This window comes from Hydrogenophaga sp. NH-16, assembly GCF_004006415.1.
GTDB lineage: Bacteria > Pseudomonadota > Gammaproteobacteria > Burkholderiales > Burkholderiaceae_C > Hydrogenophaga > Hydrogenophaga pseudoflava.
This window is the reverse complement of sequence record NZ_CP029344.1, coordinates 3314705-3331500: the sequence shown is the minus strand read 5'-3', so window position 1 is coordinate 3331500 and position 16796 is coordinate 3314705. Positions and strand designations below refer to the sequence as shown.

10 protein-coding genes are annotated in these 16796 nt (G+C 60.3%); 5 read left to right on the top strand and 5 right to left on the bottom strand.

Annotated elements, in window-relative coordinates; translation table 11 throughout:
• The first annotated feature begins 4 nt into the window (after window positions 1–4).
• From rfbC to DD542_RS15995, 5 genes are read left to right on the top strand one after another with little or no spacing between them, the layout of a single operon-like run.
• Window positions 5–550, top strand: a complete 546-nt coding sequence (gene rfbC / locus DD542_RS16015) for a dTDP-4-dehydrorhamnose 3,5-epimerase (protein WP_127806317.1) — start codon at window positions 5–7, stop codon at window positions 548–550.
• Window positions 547–1374, top strand: a complete 828-nt coding sequence (locus DD542_RS16010) for an ABC transporter permease (protein ID WP_127806316.1) — start codon at window positions 547–549, stop codon at window positions 1372–1374. Before rfbC ends, DD542_RS16010 begins: the two co-directional genes overlap by 4 nt.
• A complete protein-coding gene (locus DD542_RS16005) occupies window positions 1364–2719 on the top strand; it encodes an ABC transporter ATP-binding protein (RefSeq protein ID WP_127806315.1) in 1356 nt (451 codons plus the stop codon). Before DD542_RS16010 ends, DD542_RS16005 begins: the two co-directional genes overlap by 11 nt.
• Window positions 2712–8198: a glycoside hydrolase family 99-like domain-containing protein gene (locus DD542_RS16000; RefSeq protein WP_127806314.1), complete on the top strand. Its 5487-nt coding sequence runs from the start codon at window positions 2712–2714 to the stop codon at window positions 8196–8198. Before DD542_RS16005 ends, DD542_RS16000 begins: the two co-directional genes overlap by 8 nt.
• Before the next feature lie 2 nt (window positions 8199–8200).
• The gene (locus DD542_RS15995; protein WP_127806313.1) at window positions 8201–8845 is read left to right on the top strand and encodes an acyltransferase family protein; all 645 of its coding nucleotides are present in this window, start codon (window positions 8201–8203) and stop codon (window positions 8843–8845) included.
• A gap of 181 nt (window positions 8846–9026) precedes the next feature.
• On the opposite strand, the gene DD542_RS15990 is transcribed toward DD542_RS15995, so the two are convergent.
• The 5 genes from DD542_RS15990 to DD542_RS15970 all read right to left on the bottom strand — a co-directional run bounded on the left by DD542_RS15990 (window position 9027) and on the right by DD542_RS15970 (window position 16621).
• Window positions 9027–9875 carry a 2OG-Fe(II) oxygenase gene (locus DD542_RS15990; RefSeq protein ID WP_127806312.1) on the bottom strand — a complete coding sequence of 283 codons (849 nt, stop codon included), beginning with the start codon at window positions 9873–9875 and terminating at the stop codon, window positions 9027–9029.
• A 141-nt stretch (window positions 9876–10016) separates the two neighbouring features.
• Window positions 10017–12185, bottom strand: a complete 2169-nt coding sequence (locus tag DD542_RS15985) for a PAS domain S-box protein (RefSeq protein WP_127806311.1) — start codon at window positions 12183–12185, stop codon at window positions 10017–10019.
• A 138-nt stretch (window positions 12186–12323) separates the two neighbouring features.
• Window positions 12324–14000, bottom strand: coding sequence for a DUF4038 domain-containing protein (locus tag DD542_RS15980; protein WP_127806310.1), 1677 nt, complete (start codon window positions 13998–14000; stop codon window positions 12324–12326).
• On the bottom strand, window positions 13997–15160 hold the full coding sequence (locus DD542_RS15975) for a rhamnan synthesis F family protein (protein WP_127806309.1): 1164 nt from the start codon (window positions 15158–15160) through the stop codon (window positions 13997–13999). The genes DD542_RS15980 and DD542_RS15975 overlap by 4 nt, the downstream gene beginning before the upstream one ends.
• A 15-nt stretch (window positions 15161–15175) precedes the next feature.
• Window positions 15176–16621, bottom strand: coding sequence for an oligosaccharide flippase family protein (locus tag DD542_RS15970; RefSeq protein ID WP_127806308.1), 1446 nt, complete (start codon window positions 16619–16621; stop codon window positions 15176–15178).
• Between the last annotated feature and the right edge of the window lie 175 nt (window positions 16622–16796).

Below are 16796 nucleotides of genomic sequence, written 5' to 3'. Positions count from 1 at the left end.
GCCCATGAAAGCGACCCCACAGTCCATCCCCGAGGTCATCCTGTTCGAGCCCAAGGTGTTCGGCGACGAACGCGGCTTCTTCTTCGAGAGCTTCAACCACGCCCGCTTTGAAGAAGCGGTGGGGCGCCCCGTGCGCTTCGTGCAGGACAACCACTCCAAGTCCATCAAGGGCGTGCTGCGCGGGCTGCATTACCAGGTGCAGCAGGCCCAGGGCAAGCTGGTGCGCGTGGTCCAGGGCGAGGTGTTCGACGTCGCGGTCGACATCCGCCGCTCCTCACCCACGTTCGGCAAATGGGTGGGCGCCCACCTGACGGCCGAGAACAAGCACCAGCTGTGGGTGCCCGAGGGCTTTGCGCACGGCTTTGTCGTGCTCAGCGACAGCGCCGAGTTCCTCTACAAGACCACCGACTACTACGCCCCCGCTCACGAGCGCAGCATCCTCTGGAACGATCCGGACCTGGGTATTGACTGGGGATTCACGGGAACACCCAACCTGTCGGGCAAGGATCAGGCAGCCCTGCTGCTCAAGAACGCCGAAGTTTTTGGATGACCACAATCCTGCACCACAAGAGCTCCCCGCTGGAACTGCTTTACAGCCACTGGAGGAACCGAAGCCTCATCGCGCAGATGGTCCGTCGCGAAGTCTCCAGCCGATATAAAGGGTCTGTCCTGGGGGTGTTTTGGGCATTCATACAGCCATTGATTCTCCTGGTCGTGTACACCTTCGTTTTCTCCGAGGTGTTCAACGCGCGATGGGGCACGCATGTAGCAAGCAAAACAGATTTCGCACTGGCGCTGTTCACAGGCATCACCATCTACAACTTGTTCATGGAGGTGATCACCCGGTCCCCTTCCCTGATCATCTCCCATGCCAACTACGTAAAGAAAATCATCTTTCCGCTTGAAACCCTGCCTGCAATCGCCATCGGCAGCGCCTTGGTACAGATGACGATCTCGATCATCACGATCATCGGGATCAATTTCGCACTCAATAGCAGCTTCTCACCGGCCATCATTGCCCTCCCTATCATTGTCCTGCCATACATACTCTTCATTGCAGGACTGAGCTGGCTACTGGCAGCATTGGGTGTCTATATCCGAGACATCAACCAAAGCGTAGGCCTGATCACCTCGGTGAGCATGTTCCTCTCGCCGATTTTCTATCCGATCTCAGCACTTCCAGAGAAATATCAACCTTGGCTTCAATTGAACCCTCTGACTCTGATAATTGAAGAGTCGCGCAAAGTGATTCTCTGGAATACCCTGCCCGACTGGGCTGGACTGGCGAAGTACTCCATTGCTTCCTCTCTGCTTGCGGCTTTCGGCTTTTTCTGGTTCCAGAAAAGCAGGAAGGGATTCTCCGATGTCCTCTGAACCATCCATCGTCGCCAGAGATATCAGCAAGGTCTACAGGATTTACAACAATCCCGAAGACCGTTTGAAGCAATCCATCATCCCGCGCGTACAACAACTTTTTGGTCGGCCTCGAAGCCACTATTTCACCGAATTTCCAGCACTCAGTGAAATCAATTTCGAGATCAACAAGGGGGAAACCGTAGGAATCGTCGGAAAGAACGGCAGCGGCAAATCCACCCTCCTGCAGATCATCTGTGGAACGATGACACCGACAACCGGGGAAGTACGAACCAGCGGACGGATCGCGGCCTTGCTGGAACTCGGTTCAGGGTTCAACCCCGAATTCACCGGACGGGAGAACATTTACCTGAACGGAGCGATCCTAGGGCTAACCAAAGAACAGATCGAGGGTTATTTCGACCAGATCGTCTCGTTCGCCGACATCGGGGAATTCTTGGACCGCCCCGTCAAGACCTACTCATCGGGCATGTCAGTGAGGCTTGCGTTTGCGGTTCAGGCACAGATCGAACCAGAGATTCTTATCGTTGACGAAGCCTTGGCGGTTGGCGACGCAAAATTCCAGCTCAAATGCTTTAACCACCTCAAGAAACTTAAGAGCAGCGGGACCAGCATCCTGTTGGTCACTCACTCCACTGAACAAATCGTTTCCCATTGCAATCGGGCCATCCTGCTCGACAGCGGGAAAATTCGTATGTTTGGCGAGCCCAGATCTGTGGTCAATCAGTACCTGGATCTGCTATTCGGGCGGGAGCGCTCTGCAATCGATGACAAATCACTAGCACCTGATCTGGACATCGGGACGGGGTCTACCGATCCCCGGACACACGGGTCGCTGAGCCTGGGTGAAGCCAAGTTCGTACAGCGCCCCAACTACAACCCACACGAACACCGTTGGGGCGACCGATACGCTGAAATTCTAGATTTTTGCCTGTTTAGCGACCAGGAAGAATACCCAGTAGCGGTTTCAACCGGAACTGTCCTTCATCTCTGGTTCTCGGCTCGCTTCAACCAGGAAGTAGTCAGACCCATCTATGGCATCACGATCAAGACCAAGGAGGGCGTCACGGTGTATGGAAAGAACACCATACACGAGTCTGACGATGCCACGCTGAATGCCGGCAGGGCTCTTTCCCTGTCCATCATCAAGGCCCAATTCGAGGCCGCGCTTGCGCCGGGTGACTACTTCATATCGATAGGTATTGCGAGCCGCATGGGCGATTCGATCATTCCTCACGACCGTCGCTACGACAGCATCCATTTCCACATCAGCCCCACGGATGAGTTCCACGGCATCGCCGACCTGAAAGTCCGGATCCAGTCGGACAATCTGAACCATGCTTAAGCACGACAACTCGCACCCCTACGCTCTGGATGAAGCAACGAACTGTTGGCGACGTCCCGACTACGTCAGTCTAGATTACTCCGACGGCAACGAGACAGAAGAGAACATCGCCCGCCTGGTTCGTTCATGCCAGGACCGCTCCGTTTTGTCCGATGAGCTTCGGACACGCTGCACCGACTGGCCGACCACCTACCACCTCAGCTCTACACGGGCCAACATCCTCCGCCCGTTCACGCCGTGGCTCAAGGGTACCCAAGTGTTGGAGATAGGAGCCGGCTGTGGCGCAATCACCCGCTTCCTTGGAGAGTCAGGTGCCAAGGTGCTAGCCCTCGAAGGCAGCCTTCGCAGGGCCGAGATTGCCCGCATGCGGACCAGCGATCTGGACAACGTCACCGTGCTGGCCGAGTCGTTTTCACACTTTCAAACGTCTGCCCTGTTTGACTGCATCACTCTGATCGGTGTACTTGAATATGCCAATCTGTTTGTAGAGGGTGACAACCCCACCCGAATCATGTTGCAGAAAGCTGCCTCGTTGCTCGCCCCCGGCGGGGTTCTGATCGTCGCGATCGAAAACCAGCTGGGGTTGAAGTATTTCGCAGGGGCACCGGAAGACCATGTCTGGAAAACGCTCTACGGTGTAGAAGGGCGGTATCAGCAAAACGAGCCCAAAACGTTCGGCGCAAGAGAACTGGCCAAGCTTCTGCGAGACAGCGGCCTGGAACAGGTGCAACGACTTGCACCGTTTCCTGATTACAAACTGCCCTACGCAATCATCACTGAAGCAGGCGCTCGTCACCCTGATTTCGATGCAGGCGCACTGGCAGCGCAGCACACACGCAAAGATCAGCAGCTGCCGTCCGAGTTGGCGTTTGCCCCAGAAAGGGTCTGGCCGGAGCTGGGTAAAAACGGCCTGTTGATGGATCTGAGCAATTCTTTTCTGTTTACTGCAGCCCGAACGTCTAGTTTTGCACTCCCCCCCCAAGTACTGGCATTCAACTACAGCACGGACCGAAAGGCCCGGTTCTGCAAAGAGGCAACGTTCCGTGCGCACGGCGACACAGGAATTTCCGTTGAGCATGCACGGCTCTCACACGTCGAGTCCGCGCCTTGCGAGCGAATTCGCTGGCGGCTGGCTGAATCGTCAATGACCGAAAATTACCTTGCCGGTGCACCGATCCAATCCCAAATCGTCGACATCTGGAAGGCAGATGGCTGGACCAAAGAAGAGATCTCGCCCGTCATCCACAGCCATCTTTCAGCCGTACTCCAACTGGCAGGACGCGCTGCTGACACAGCTCCAATCAAGCTGGATACATCAATCCCAGGGGACTTGGTCGACCTGACGCTGAGCAACCTTATAGCGGGCCCCAAAGGTTTGATGTCTTTTGACCAGGAGTGGCGACTAGCGGAACCCATCCCTCTGGGATGGCTGCTATTCCGATCCTATTTGATACTGATCCAGTCAGTCACCCGCGTTGGTCGCTATGCGAACCATCAAACCATAACGCGCACCGAACTGGTGAAAGTGCTTTTTGAGGTTGTGGGACTACCCGTCAGTGACACCGATCTGAGACACTACGCTGATCTGGAAGCGGATCTGCAAAATCTGATCTTGCCACGCCCCGTCGACAAGCCGTTGAACTGGTATGAAACAGCGGAACTGATTCATTTCAATGCATTTGAACAGCTTTGGCTGTCCAAAAAATCAAAAGAAAGCATCAAACACTCGCTGACCCGGAGTCAAGCCCAACTGACCTACGAGCAAGAAGCGAACGCTCAACTGAAAAGCGAAATCACCGCATTGCGAACTCTCGAGGATGAGTTCACCCGGGTCAATACCGAGCTCGAGTCGCGTATGTCCGCTCTGGCGCAGCAATTCAAGCAAATTCCCCGGTTGCGTTTAAAAAGAGTTCTGCTTCAACGCCTGCTGCCCAACGCCTTCAGATCAAAGGAAAAAAAGCGGATCGCATATTTGTGTGCCAGCCCCGCCTTCGACTCCGACTACTATCTCACTAACAATCCGGATTTACCATTCAAAACACGAGAGCAAGCGGCGCGTCATTTTCATACATTTGGATGGAGAGAAAGCCGCCGACCAGCAGCTTGGTTCGACTGCGAATCCTATTTATTGGCAAACCCAGACGTCTTGGCGAGCGATCAGGATCCATTCCTACACTACCTGCACCATGGTATTGTAGAAAAGCGAAGGCTGAGACACACGACCAGCACGAGCTTTGTGCGACATCAGGATGACCCTATTCATGGGATTGGGCCGATTCATCCTGACCCCTACCTACCTGAGTCGGCAAAAGGAAAGGCGATTCGCGCATCGGTTCGCATATTCGTAGATCAACCAGAAGAATCTCATTATCAACGCTGCAGACTGATTAAAGAGGCCTGTGATGCCTTGGGCCTAACCGTGTCCATTAGGCTGCCGAGCGCAAGCGAAGATACCGAGATCCCGAGTGACTTGCGGCAACACCCTGGCGCTGCCGTGACCGGTACCCCTGAAAATGCATGGCTGGACTTCTTGGCTACCCAATCGTTGCAAGCTCACAGCTTCGATGTTCTCGCATCGATCTCCACAGCGGCCAATGACAGTCATTCCGACGAAGATCCAAGTGCAACCCTCTCGCTGGATGCTCTTGTCACGCGACTGAGGCAATCAATCCATCTGGCAACAGAACAGTGCTCGCTGCTCAGGACCGGGCTGCCGTTTACCCCTTGGTTCGAACCTCATAGTCATTGCATTCCGGCCGAAACCATGCACGAGACTTACGTCCGAACCGTGGATGTTCCGGGCACCGTGGCGGTCTCGTCCGATATTGAGCTGGGTGGCGCATTCTTCGTCAGCGGTTCTCTGATGCGCCATTTTCTGCGCTATCGTGGGGATCTGGTTCATTTCGCACCGCAGTACCCCACAGAATCGTTAACCCTGTTTCTGACCACAGCCCGGTCATTGGCATTCAGCAGTGCCTTCCTTGCTCCTCCAGAAGTTCAACAGCGTTCGGTCTGGTACGAGGAGCCCCAAGACTTTGCGAACGCCTCAAAGAATCCTGGACCACGGGTGCTGGCTTTCTACCTGCCACAGTTCCGACCAACGCCCGAAAACGATGTCTGGCACGGCAAAGGATTCACGGAATGGTTCAAGGTCAGAAGTGCTTATCCGCTTTTTGACGGGCACTACCAGCAGCACATACCCCACAGCGACCTTGGCTACTACGCCATAGAAGACAGCCACACACTGCGTCGACAAGCCGAGATGCTCAAGAAAGCCGGCATGCATGGCATGGTGTTCTACCACTATTGGTTCACCGGAAAGCTGATCCTTGAGAAAGCTGCGCAGATGCTGCTGTCCGAATCGGACATCGACATGCCTTTCTGTTTTTGCTGGGCCAACGAAAATTGGACAAAGCGGTGGGACGGCGAAGATCAAGAAGTGCTGCTGGCGCAAGACTACTCCAGAGAAGATGCCAAGGCATTTATTGAGTACCTCATTCCGTTCTTCAAGGATCCCCGCTACATCCGTGTTCACAATCGCCCTGTCTTGATTGTCTACAGGCCCAGCTCCATCGAACAGCCACACGACTACATCGCGATCTGGTCGGAACAATGTCGGCTGCATGGTCTGCTCCCCCCGTACGTGGTAGCCACCCTCACGCGAGGCGCCGTCACGCCACATGCGTATGGGATGGACGCAGCACTGGAACGGCCGCTAAACGACTGGACCGATGGCGCCGTACCCGATATCCGAGAACGACTGCCTTCCTTCACACAGCTAAAGGGCAGTGTGCTGGACTACTCGCAGGTTGCCAAGCATTACGCTCAGCCCTCCAGCCCCACCGAGTTCATCCACTGGCGCTCGGTGGTACCGATCTGGGACAACACGCCGCGCTACAAGTCAGGTGCGTATCTGTTGAACGACTTCAACAATGCGGACTTCCAAGGCTGGATCGAAGCAGCCTTGGCAGACACCCGAGACAAGCTGGCGACCGAGGAGCAGATGGTTGTCATCAATGCCTGGAACGAATGGGCCGAAGGAGCTCACCTTGAACCCGACGAAAGAAACGGGTATGCCTATCTCAACGCAGTCGGCCGCGCACTCACCGGCGAGCCATTTTTTCCGGTCAGTCCAGATCGAGAAGCATCGTTCGTGATTCGGATACACCCCGAGGTCGCCAGCGCGATGACCCGGGATTGCTGGGCCACTCGTTTGTTTACGCACGGCCTACGGATCAATGAGCCTTCCTTTGGCTACCAGGTAGCACCTGACGATCAAGTCACTGCAAAGGCGCTGGCCGAAATTGGCCTGACATCTCACTGTGCTGACGACCTCTCTGTGGTCAATGTGCATCTGGACCAAATGGTGGCGATCCCTGAGGACAGCCTCTCTTTCCTAGCAACCTATGCCCGGCGTTTTGCCGGCTACCGGGTGGTGGCGAATCACAAAAACGACGAAGCGTTGACCACGGATCGGTTCGAACGCTGCCTCAGTGCACCTTCTGGATACACACCTGCCATCTGGGGCTCAGTGCGCAATCAAACCAGCCTCGGCTCCAAAGTGGCAGCACAGGCCTGGTGCTACCGGATAGAAACTGAGCAAGATTGCGGAGCACCGGCCACCGGCCTGTCTGTATCGACCTTGGTTCGCTACCACAGCGCAGGATCCATGACAGAACTGCGAAATGCCGTCTACTCCCTCCTCGCACACACTCAAACGAGCGTGGAAGTCTTGGTGCTTGCGCAAGACCTTGACATGGAGCAGCAGGCGCGCGTGGCCGAATGGCTGAATTCTCTGCCTTTGCCCAATTCGTTGCACCAGATTCGGGTTGAGTCCTTTCAATCGACCGCAGAGCAAAGCGACCTACGGTGCGAGATGCTGAACCGGGGTGTCGCTGAAGCCACCTTTCCGTACTTCACATTCCTTGACTATGACGACACCCTGTTCCCGGGCGCACTGACCCACCTTGCGCGCCGACTCGTCAGTACAGGAGCACGAGCCACATTCGGGCGCGTATACCACGCCGACTTAGACGATGAAACAGGACTGGTGCAGGAGCGGCGTGTCAACCACGGCTACGGATCGACGTATGAGGATTTTGTTCATGACAATTGTGCGCCAATCCATTCATTCATGATTGACAAGCGCAAACTTGATCTCGATGGGATCCGCTACTTCCCAGACATGAAATTCATGGAGGATTACTATTTCCTCCTGCAAGTGTTTGACCAGGAAACTACAGACTGGGCCGCTCTTGAAACACCAAAGATGCTTGGCGACTATAACTTCCGCGTGTCGGGTCGCAACCACACGCTGGTTTTCCGAGACATGAGCGATCGCCAGAGAGTTCTGGACAATCCGCACTACCAGATCTGCGACCGCCGCATCAACGAATTGAGACAGCGCCTAGCCCAAGACCATCTGGCCCGGACGCATCACTTGAAGAACAGGTACCTCAGCATTGGCCAAAGCAACTAGCCATGGTCAGGAGATACCCCAATTTCGACCTTCTTCGCCTTCTTCTTGCACTGGAAGTGGTTGTCGTTCATGCATGGAACGAAACCGACAGAAACTTCAGCTGGGCTGGCTTCATCATGGCCGTTCCGGCGTTTCTGGCAATCAGTGGATTCCTCGTTCTTAAAAGCTATGAGGACTCGGGCTCTTGGCGGAGCTTCGCAAAAAAACGGGCCCTAAGAATCCTACCTGCGCTGATGGTTTCATTGCTGCTGTGCTGGGCCTTGTTCGACACGTTCGCCGTGTTCAACTCCCTTCTCAACTGGCTAACAGGAGGCCTGTACACCTTGCCCGGCGTAGCCAACGGACCTTTGTGGTCGCTTGCCTGGGAGGAACTGGCCTATACTTTGCTTGCAGTTCTGTTCGCGGCCGGCGCCTACCGCAAACCGCTGCTTATTTGGACACTGTTCGCCTGCTCCCTGTACATAGTTCACCTGGGCAGGGGGCTGCAGCCGTGGTTTCAGATGATCTTGTTGTTGCTGCCAGCTTTCTTTATCGGCAATCTTGCATACCTGCACCGCGACATCCTCAACAGGGTTCATCCTGTGGTGCCGTGGGCATTCCTTTTTCTCGTGATGTTCGGGAGCGGATGTCCATACTTCTCCACATGAAGTCTCCTCGAATTCCTGAGCCAGTCAGAAGTAGAGGTTGGGGAACAGTTTGACACGGTACTCGACCGGTGGGAAGCAATGCCCCGCAACTCACGTTGCGAGGCATTGTGCACAGCTCTTCAGCGTCTTGTTAGTGTTCTGACACGGACTGAATGGCTCCCTTTTTGTAGAGTCCTGGCGCTCAGCCGCGCTTCTGGATCGTGCGCCTGAAGTAGCGCTCGCGCACTCGGCGCGCCGTGCGCCAGAGCACCGGGGGGGCGAAATCCTGGCCCAGGCGCCACATCACACCAGAGAAGCTCTCCTCCGGCCGCGACTTGAAAATGGTGGTGTGGATGCCGTCCGCCTCGCCTTTCGGACGCCCGTTGGTGTAGTAGTACAGCGCCAGCGACTTGCGGGTCATGTCCTCCGGACAGTTCAGGGGGTCCGGATGGCCGTGGAAGGAGTCGCTGGTGGTGGTGAAGATCGCCAGGCGGTTGAACACCGGCAGGATCTTGTCGCCGCAGAACTTGGTGTCCTTGTCCCACAGCTCAAGGTACCCACCGTACTCCTCCTTCCAGTCCTTGTTCAGGTACAGCAGCACGTTGATGCGGCGGTCCAGGAAGGTGCTGTCGTGCTTGTTGAAGTCGGCGTGCAGCTTCAGCAGGCCTCCGCGACGGATCTGGTGCAGGCCCCCCCCGCGCAACAGCGGGTCGGGAATCAGGTTGTCGATGCCGGTGAGCTTTTCGAGGAACTGCAGGAACGGGATCGAGTGGAACTGGTAGAACAGTTGGCGGGTCACCGGGCCGAACTGGGTTTCGTCGGCGCAGACCAGCTTGATCTCGGTCTGGCGGTTGTAGTTGTGCCAGTCGATGTCGGCGGGCTTCGGAAACTCGGCCAGCACCGCCTCGGCCACGTCCGGGGGCAGGAAGTTGTCCAGGTGGATGTGGGGGAAAGGATTGCCATTGGCGTACCGCTCCGCGTTTTCCGCGGCCAGTTGAAGGTACTTGGGATCGTCAAACACAAAACGATCGCTCAGATCCACGGTGGACATATCCATGCGCTCCTCAGGAAGGGGTCGGGTCAATCCGACAAACCTGACGATGCTAGGTTGCAATACTTAAGATGCGTTTAAGTGTTCAGCCGTCGTGGTCTGGTCGCTGACGGTGCGGCCTGCCGCATCCTCATGCGGACATCAAGCCTGGGCGGCGGGCACCGGTGGCAGCACGATACAGAACGTGGCACCCTCACCTGGCGCCGCCACGGCGGCGAGCTCACCGCCATGACGGTGCACGATGCTCTGCACCGTCGCCAGGCCGATGCCGATGCCGGGAAACTGGTCCTCCCGGTGCAACCGCTGAAATGGCTGGAACAGCCGGTCCGCGTGGGCCATGTCGAAGCCCGCACCGTTGTCCGAGACGCAGATGCCATGCAGCCCAGTGACACTCCCCGCATGCACACGGATCTCGGGGTCCGGCGTCGCGCCGGTGTACTTCCAGGCGTTGTCGAGCAGATTGGTCATCACCGAGGCCAACATGCGTTCGTCACCGGTGACCTCCAGCCCTTCCTCGACATAGGTGCGCACCTGCCGACCGGACTCCTCGGCCAGCTGTGCCAGTCGCTGACGGGCCAGCGCGGACACATCCACCCGGTCGAGGCGAAGATCCCCCCGGCTGCTTCTGGAGAGCGCCAGGATGCCTTCTATCAGCTGGCCCATGCGCGCAGCGGACTGGTGAATCCGATCCAGATAGACCCTGGCCTGGTCGGGCAGTGTGTCGCCGAAATCTTCCTGCAGCGCCTGCGAGTAGCCGCTGAGCGCCCGCAATGGTGCGCGCAGATCGTGGGAGACCGCATAGGCGAAGGTCTCCAGTTCCCGGTTCGCGGCGCTGAGCTCGGCGGTGCGCTCGGAGACACGAAACTCCAGTGTGGCGTTCATCTCCCGCAACGTGGCCTCGGCCGACTTGAGCGCGTCGATGTCGGTGTGGGTGCCCAGCATGCGCAGCGGCCTGCCGTCCGCGGACCGCTGCTCGATCTGTCCCAAGGACAGGATCCATTTCCAGCGCCCGTCCCTCGTGCGCAGTCGGAATTCGACGCGAAACGCCGCCTGGCGGCCCGCGAGGTAGTCCTCCAGCAGGCGCGGAATGCGGGCCTGGTCTTCGGGGTGGAGCCGTTCGCGCCACGATGCGAGGGTCTCGCGGAAATCGGCCGGGTCGTGGCCGAGCATGACCGCGTACTCGGGACTCACGGTGGTTTCACCGGTTTCCAGGTTGAGGTCGTACAGCCCCTGACTGGCTGCCGCCAGGGCCAGGCGCAGCCGTTCTTCGCTGTCGTGCAGGGCCATCTCCGTGGCCCGTCGACCACTGATGTCGAGAAATGTCACCGCGCAAAGGCCCTCGCCCGCCCGGAAAGCGGACACCGAAAAGAAGGTGCCCAGACGTTCGGACCCTTGCTCGAACTGCCGCGACTCGCCTGTCAATGCCACCCGGCCGTAGGTGCCGATCCAGTCCGCTTCGTCGTCCTCGATACCCGGCAGCACCTGCGTCAGCCGTTGCCCCATGACCTTGACCAAGTCCAGACCCGTGACATCGGCCAGATGGCGGTTGGCGGCAAGGATCACCAGATCCACCGGTCTGCCCTGCCCGTCCTGAACCAGTTCGAACAATACAAAACCAGTGTTCATGTTCTCGAACAGGGAGCGGTAGCGGGCCTCGGACTCGATCAGCCGCTGCTTGGCCTGCGTGCGTTCGGTGATGTCGCGCGAAATGCCGAAGGTGCCTCGGATGTGTCCCTGGGCATCGCGCAGCGGCCCCTTGGTGGCCAGAAATACCCTTCGCCCCTGCGCCGTGTCCAGGTGTTCCTCGTTGGTCTCCACACGGCCAGACGCCAGCACCCGCCGGTCGATGCCCCGGATCAGCGTCGCCTGTTCGGCCGGGAAAGCAGCCCCGTCGTCCTGGCCGAGCAAGGCGCTGGCGGGACGCCCCACATAGCGGGCCGCGGCGTCGTTGACCAGCAGGTAGCGTCCCTGCTCGTCCTTGGCGAAGATGGCGTCGCTGGAACTCTGGGCGATGGCGGTGAGCAGCTCCAGGGCCCGGGTCTTTTCTTCCGCCTGGGCCTGTTCGCGCCGATGGGAGGCGTTCAGCCGTCCGACCAGCCGGCGGACCAGCACATACAGCAGCAGGGTGGTGACGACGACGAAGAACCAGCCCTTGAGCATGCTGGCCTGCACGAGCGCCTCGGGGTCGTGCCACAGCAGGCCCATCGCGCGGTCCGACAGCAGGATCCAGAGACCGGCAAACGCGGCATACACCAGCGCCACACGCAGGGCACCATGCGCCAGATTGATTCGTTTGTTGGATGTGTTCACTGGAATCCGGGCCGATGAAGCCGCTGCAACAAGCTTGGGCGACCTTACCCGTCCCGGCCCCGGCGTACAAACCCTGCGACGCAAAAACTGCGAAAAATGACCGTTCGCGCGATGTGATCCGCAGACCCTATGCTGTCGTCAGGCCGACGCGCCGCCAGCAGGCTGCACCAGCAGCAGCCAGTCGCTGTCGCCGGCAGCGTTCCTGGCCGGCGGCGTCACATGCAGCTGCCCCACGCGCAAGTCGAGGTGCAAGGGGTGCGTTTCGAAGCTGGTCGGATCGACCCAGCAGCCCTTCAGCGGCCCTTTCAGCCGACGAACATCGAGCGAAAAGCCCTTGCTCTCGATCGAGTACGCGAGAACGGTGGACCTGGCTTCGGCCATTCCCATGGCGATGGGTGCTGGCGAGGTGGGCCGCCACCCGAGCTTGAGAAGCAGCCTCTGCAGGCGCCTGCTGCGAGGCAGGAAGTGTTTGCGCCCCTCGGCCGGGTGCAGCGGCACGAACTCGTGCCACGGCAAGGTGGCCATCAGGAACGACCGGGCCAGGCCGATCTGCCGGGCGCCGGGGAGTTGCATCGCCTGCGCCCACGGCAGGTTCCCCCAGCAGGACCCGGAGGGCGACGGGCCAAACGGCCGCTGCTCCGTGTTGACCTGCCAGATCCCGTTGGCCCCGTAGGTGTGCCCCGCCAGGCCGCTGTTGAGCGCATGCGCCCAGAACGCCTCGCGCGCGTCGCGGGCCGTGACGGTGGGGTTGATGTCCAGCGCTTCGTACCGGGACTCCCCGCTGATCACCGGCATGACCGGCCCCGCGCTCCAGCCCTCCTGCGCGCGCCGCGCGTGGTGCAGCGTGGGCTGCCCGTGACCGGTCTGCTGCATCTCGAAGTCGAGCAAGTCCGCATCCGTGACCGACTCTCGGGCGCTGGTGACCGGGTGCGTGGAGATCAGGCGATCGAAGGCATTGAGGCGGCGCATCTCGCGGATCACCTCGGTCCAATCGGTGCGCAGCCGGGCCCGCGAGGCGTCCTTCTGAAGGTGGCCCTCCAGATACCACGGCATGGTCTGCTCGCCGGCGGCCACCCACACGACCGGCAACGCCCCCCAGCGCGCGATCAGATGGCGCCAGTGCCGCTGCATGTTTTCCGGGCCGATCATGGGCAGGTAGTAGCCCCAGGCGCCCAGAATGCACGGCACCAGTCCCTGCTCGACCAGGTGAAACACCCGCTGGTCCGCCTCGTCGAAAAAGGCCGGGTTGATGCGGCCCAGATCGGTCTCCCAGCTGAAGCCGCTGGCGCTGCAGCCCCGCTCGTCGAACAGCGGCATGTCCGGGTACAGACCGGCGACCAGCTGGATCAGGTTGAACCCGCGCTCCTTGCGGTTGCGCACCAGCGCCTGGAAATCATCCGGCCAGGAAAGGCGGCCGCACAGCCCCATCCACCAAGTGTCGCCCAGCCAGAAAAACGGCGTGCCGTCGGCGTGGCAGAAGTGCCGCCGGTCCTCGGCCACCCGGATGCCACCGTGCCGGTAGAGCGGGTTGTCACCCTGGTAGGCCGTGACCTCGACCGTGCCCGCCTGGCCATGCAGACCCGCATTGCCCGCGTCGCTGCAGCGGGTGGTGAAGGTGTGGATGCCCGTCTCGGCACTGGCGTAGCGGACACACCAGGTGTCCCCGCCGCCCCAGAACGCCGGAACCTCGACCACACGCTGGCTGGGCGATACGAACACCACGTCCAGCAGCAGATCTTTGAACGGCTCGTCATAGGCGACGCTCGACCGGAAGCGGATCTCGACCGCCCTGTTCTGATGTGTGCGGAGCGTCATGCCTTGCCCCCGCCCGCCAGCCGCCGGGCTTCTTCAAGCATGGACGCATCGCCATAGCGCTCGATCAGAGACATCGTGATCTGCGCCGTGGGCCTGCTCAACCACATCGGCGACTTCTTCAGAAAGCCGAAGCCCTGTTCGGGCAATGACCAGTGCGGCAGCGCATAGGCCGGCCCTGTGGCGATGGTGGCCCAGAGAATGAAGCGGCGCAGCGTCGCTGCATCGACCGGTGCTGCCGACGGGTCGGTCAGGGCCCGCTGTTCTTCGCGCAGCGCCGTGTCCTCGGGGATCACCAGGTTCGCAGCCAGTTCGCGCAACTGGTCGGCGTCCATGCGTTCGAGGTGCTGATCGAACCGGGTGATGTCCAGTGTCTGGGCATGGCGATAGCCGCGATCAATGACCCAGCGGCTCAGACCGACCTCGCCACGGCGAATGGTTTCCAGCTTGTCGGCGGTGAGCGTCAGGTCCTGCCAGTACTTGCGGAAGCCCGGGTCCCTCAGGATGCGCGCGCCAAACATCAGCGCGAACGAGCAGTAGTGCAGGTGCGGCACGCCCTCATCCGGCACCCAGGGCCGGCCACGGCCGGGGTCTGCCAGAAAGTCCAGCCAGCCGTCGTTGGATACCGCGCCCACCAGGTCCACCTCCAGCCGCTCGGCCTGCGCCAGCCAGTCTGCCGAGGCCGGCACCGGGAACCAGGCGGAATCGTTGACCAGCAAGAGCTGATCGAGGCCCGGCAGTTGGTCCAGGGCCATCAGCACGCCCTCGCGGTAGGCGCCAAAGTCGTAACCGTAGTTGGGCCGCTCCACCAGCCGCCAGCACAGGGGTTGCAGGCGTTCGCGCTCCTGGGGCGTCAGCGGCAAGTTGCTGACCACCAGCGGCGCACAGCCCTTGCGCGCCAGGTAGGCCAGCGACGTCAGGTGGGAGTCCTGCAGCCCGAGGCGCGGGTACATGACATACACCGCGCAGCGCCGGGTGGCCGCCAGTGCGCCTTCGGTGATGCGCACCTGGCGCCTGAGCCAGTGGTCGTGCCACAGGTTGCCGAACCAGAGGTTGACGAACAGACCCGGCATCCGCCGCACACGGCCCCAGCGCCAGGCCAGATGGTTTCGCAGCCGGGTGAGCCAGCGGCTGGCGGTCTGCGCGAGTGAATCGGTCCCCATGCTGCGTCGGACGGCTCAGGACACCGATCGCCGGAGCATGGGCAGCACCAACCGGTGGCCCAGCGGTGCGAACACCGCCACCTCCATCAGCCCCAGCAGCAGCAGGCGCACGAAAGGATGCTGGCCCGCCACCCAGGGCAGGTGGTGCACGAACCACCATCCGAGGGCCGAAGCGCCGAGCATCAACAACAGCAGCAGGCCTTCCATCCGCAGGTTGCGCAGGCCCAGTTTCCAGCCCAGGTACTGGCTCGTGGCCCCGGTGACCACCTCGGCACACAGCACGGCCAGCACCGCCGTCTCGATGGAGTACTCGAACTGGAGGTAGACCCCGAGGAACAGCAGGAACGAGAGCACCTTGACCGCGCTCACGATGGCGATCCACTGCGGCTTGCCCATGGCCATGAACGCAGCGCCGTAGATGCCGCTGAGGCTGCTGAACCAGACCCCCATGGCCAGCAGCGGCAGGAAGTCGCCCCCTTTGACGTAGCGGTCGTCGTAGGCCAGATCGAAGAAGCTGCTGGCCCCGGTCACCAGCAGCACCACCAGAAAGCTCACCACCAGCATCAGCGGCACGCGGGTGCGCCGGAAGGCCTCTTTCAGCGGCACCCCGTGGTCCAGCATGCGCGAGTACCAGGGGAACACGATAGACGACTGCAGCGTCCCCACCAGCATCGCCACCATCAGCGACAGGCTGGTGGCGATGGAATAGACGCCCACCTCGGCCAGGGGGAAGATGGCCGCCAGCAGCACGCGATCGATCTGCAGCGCCAGGAAAGAGATCATGGTGCTCAGGAACACCCACTTGCCGAAGCCGAAGATCGCCTTCACCGAGTCCCGGTCGAGCCGGAACCGGTCGGTCATGCCCGACAACATCGCATACGAGAGCCAGACCCGCAGGCCGCTGCTGACCACACCTGCGATCGCCAGCGCATATACCGAGCGCAGGTACCAGGCCAGTCCCACCATCAGCACCGCGTTCAGCACCTGCACCAGGAGCTCGATCTTGGTCACGCTGGCAAGGTCCATCCTCCGAGCCGCGGTGAGCATGCGCGAGGACTGGAAGCCGTCGGCGATGGCACCAAGCGCCACCAGCGGGATCAGCCAGAGCAGTTCGCGGGCCATCGGGTCGTTGGCGCCATAGATGTGCGCCATGGGCCAGGCCAACGCCGCCGCACCGATGAACAGGATCCCTCCCCGAATCGTCTGCAGGGTCCAGGCCGTCTGCAGGAAGACCGGTTCGTCGCCTCTGGGGTTCTGCACCACGCTGGGCTTGAGCCCGAGGTCGGAGAACATCGCCAGGCCCTGCATCACGGCCGCCACCAGGGCCATCAGGGCAAAGGCCTCCTGGAACAACAACGCCGCCAGTGCGATGTTCGATGCGAGACGGATGATCTGCCCGCCACCGAACGCGACAACGATCCAGATCGTTCCGGTCTTGGCGCGGGCGGAGATGTGGGCCATTGAGGACTGGCCGACCTCCGCGGCGGGTGTCACTGAGTCGGTCAAGCAGCACTCCCCGGCGCCACATCTTGGGCAGCATGCAATCGCACCATTGGATACATCACGGTTGGTTCTGGTGCTCGGGCAGGCACCCTGTTGCGCGCAGGCGAATGAAAAAGTTCAAACGCGCGGGACA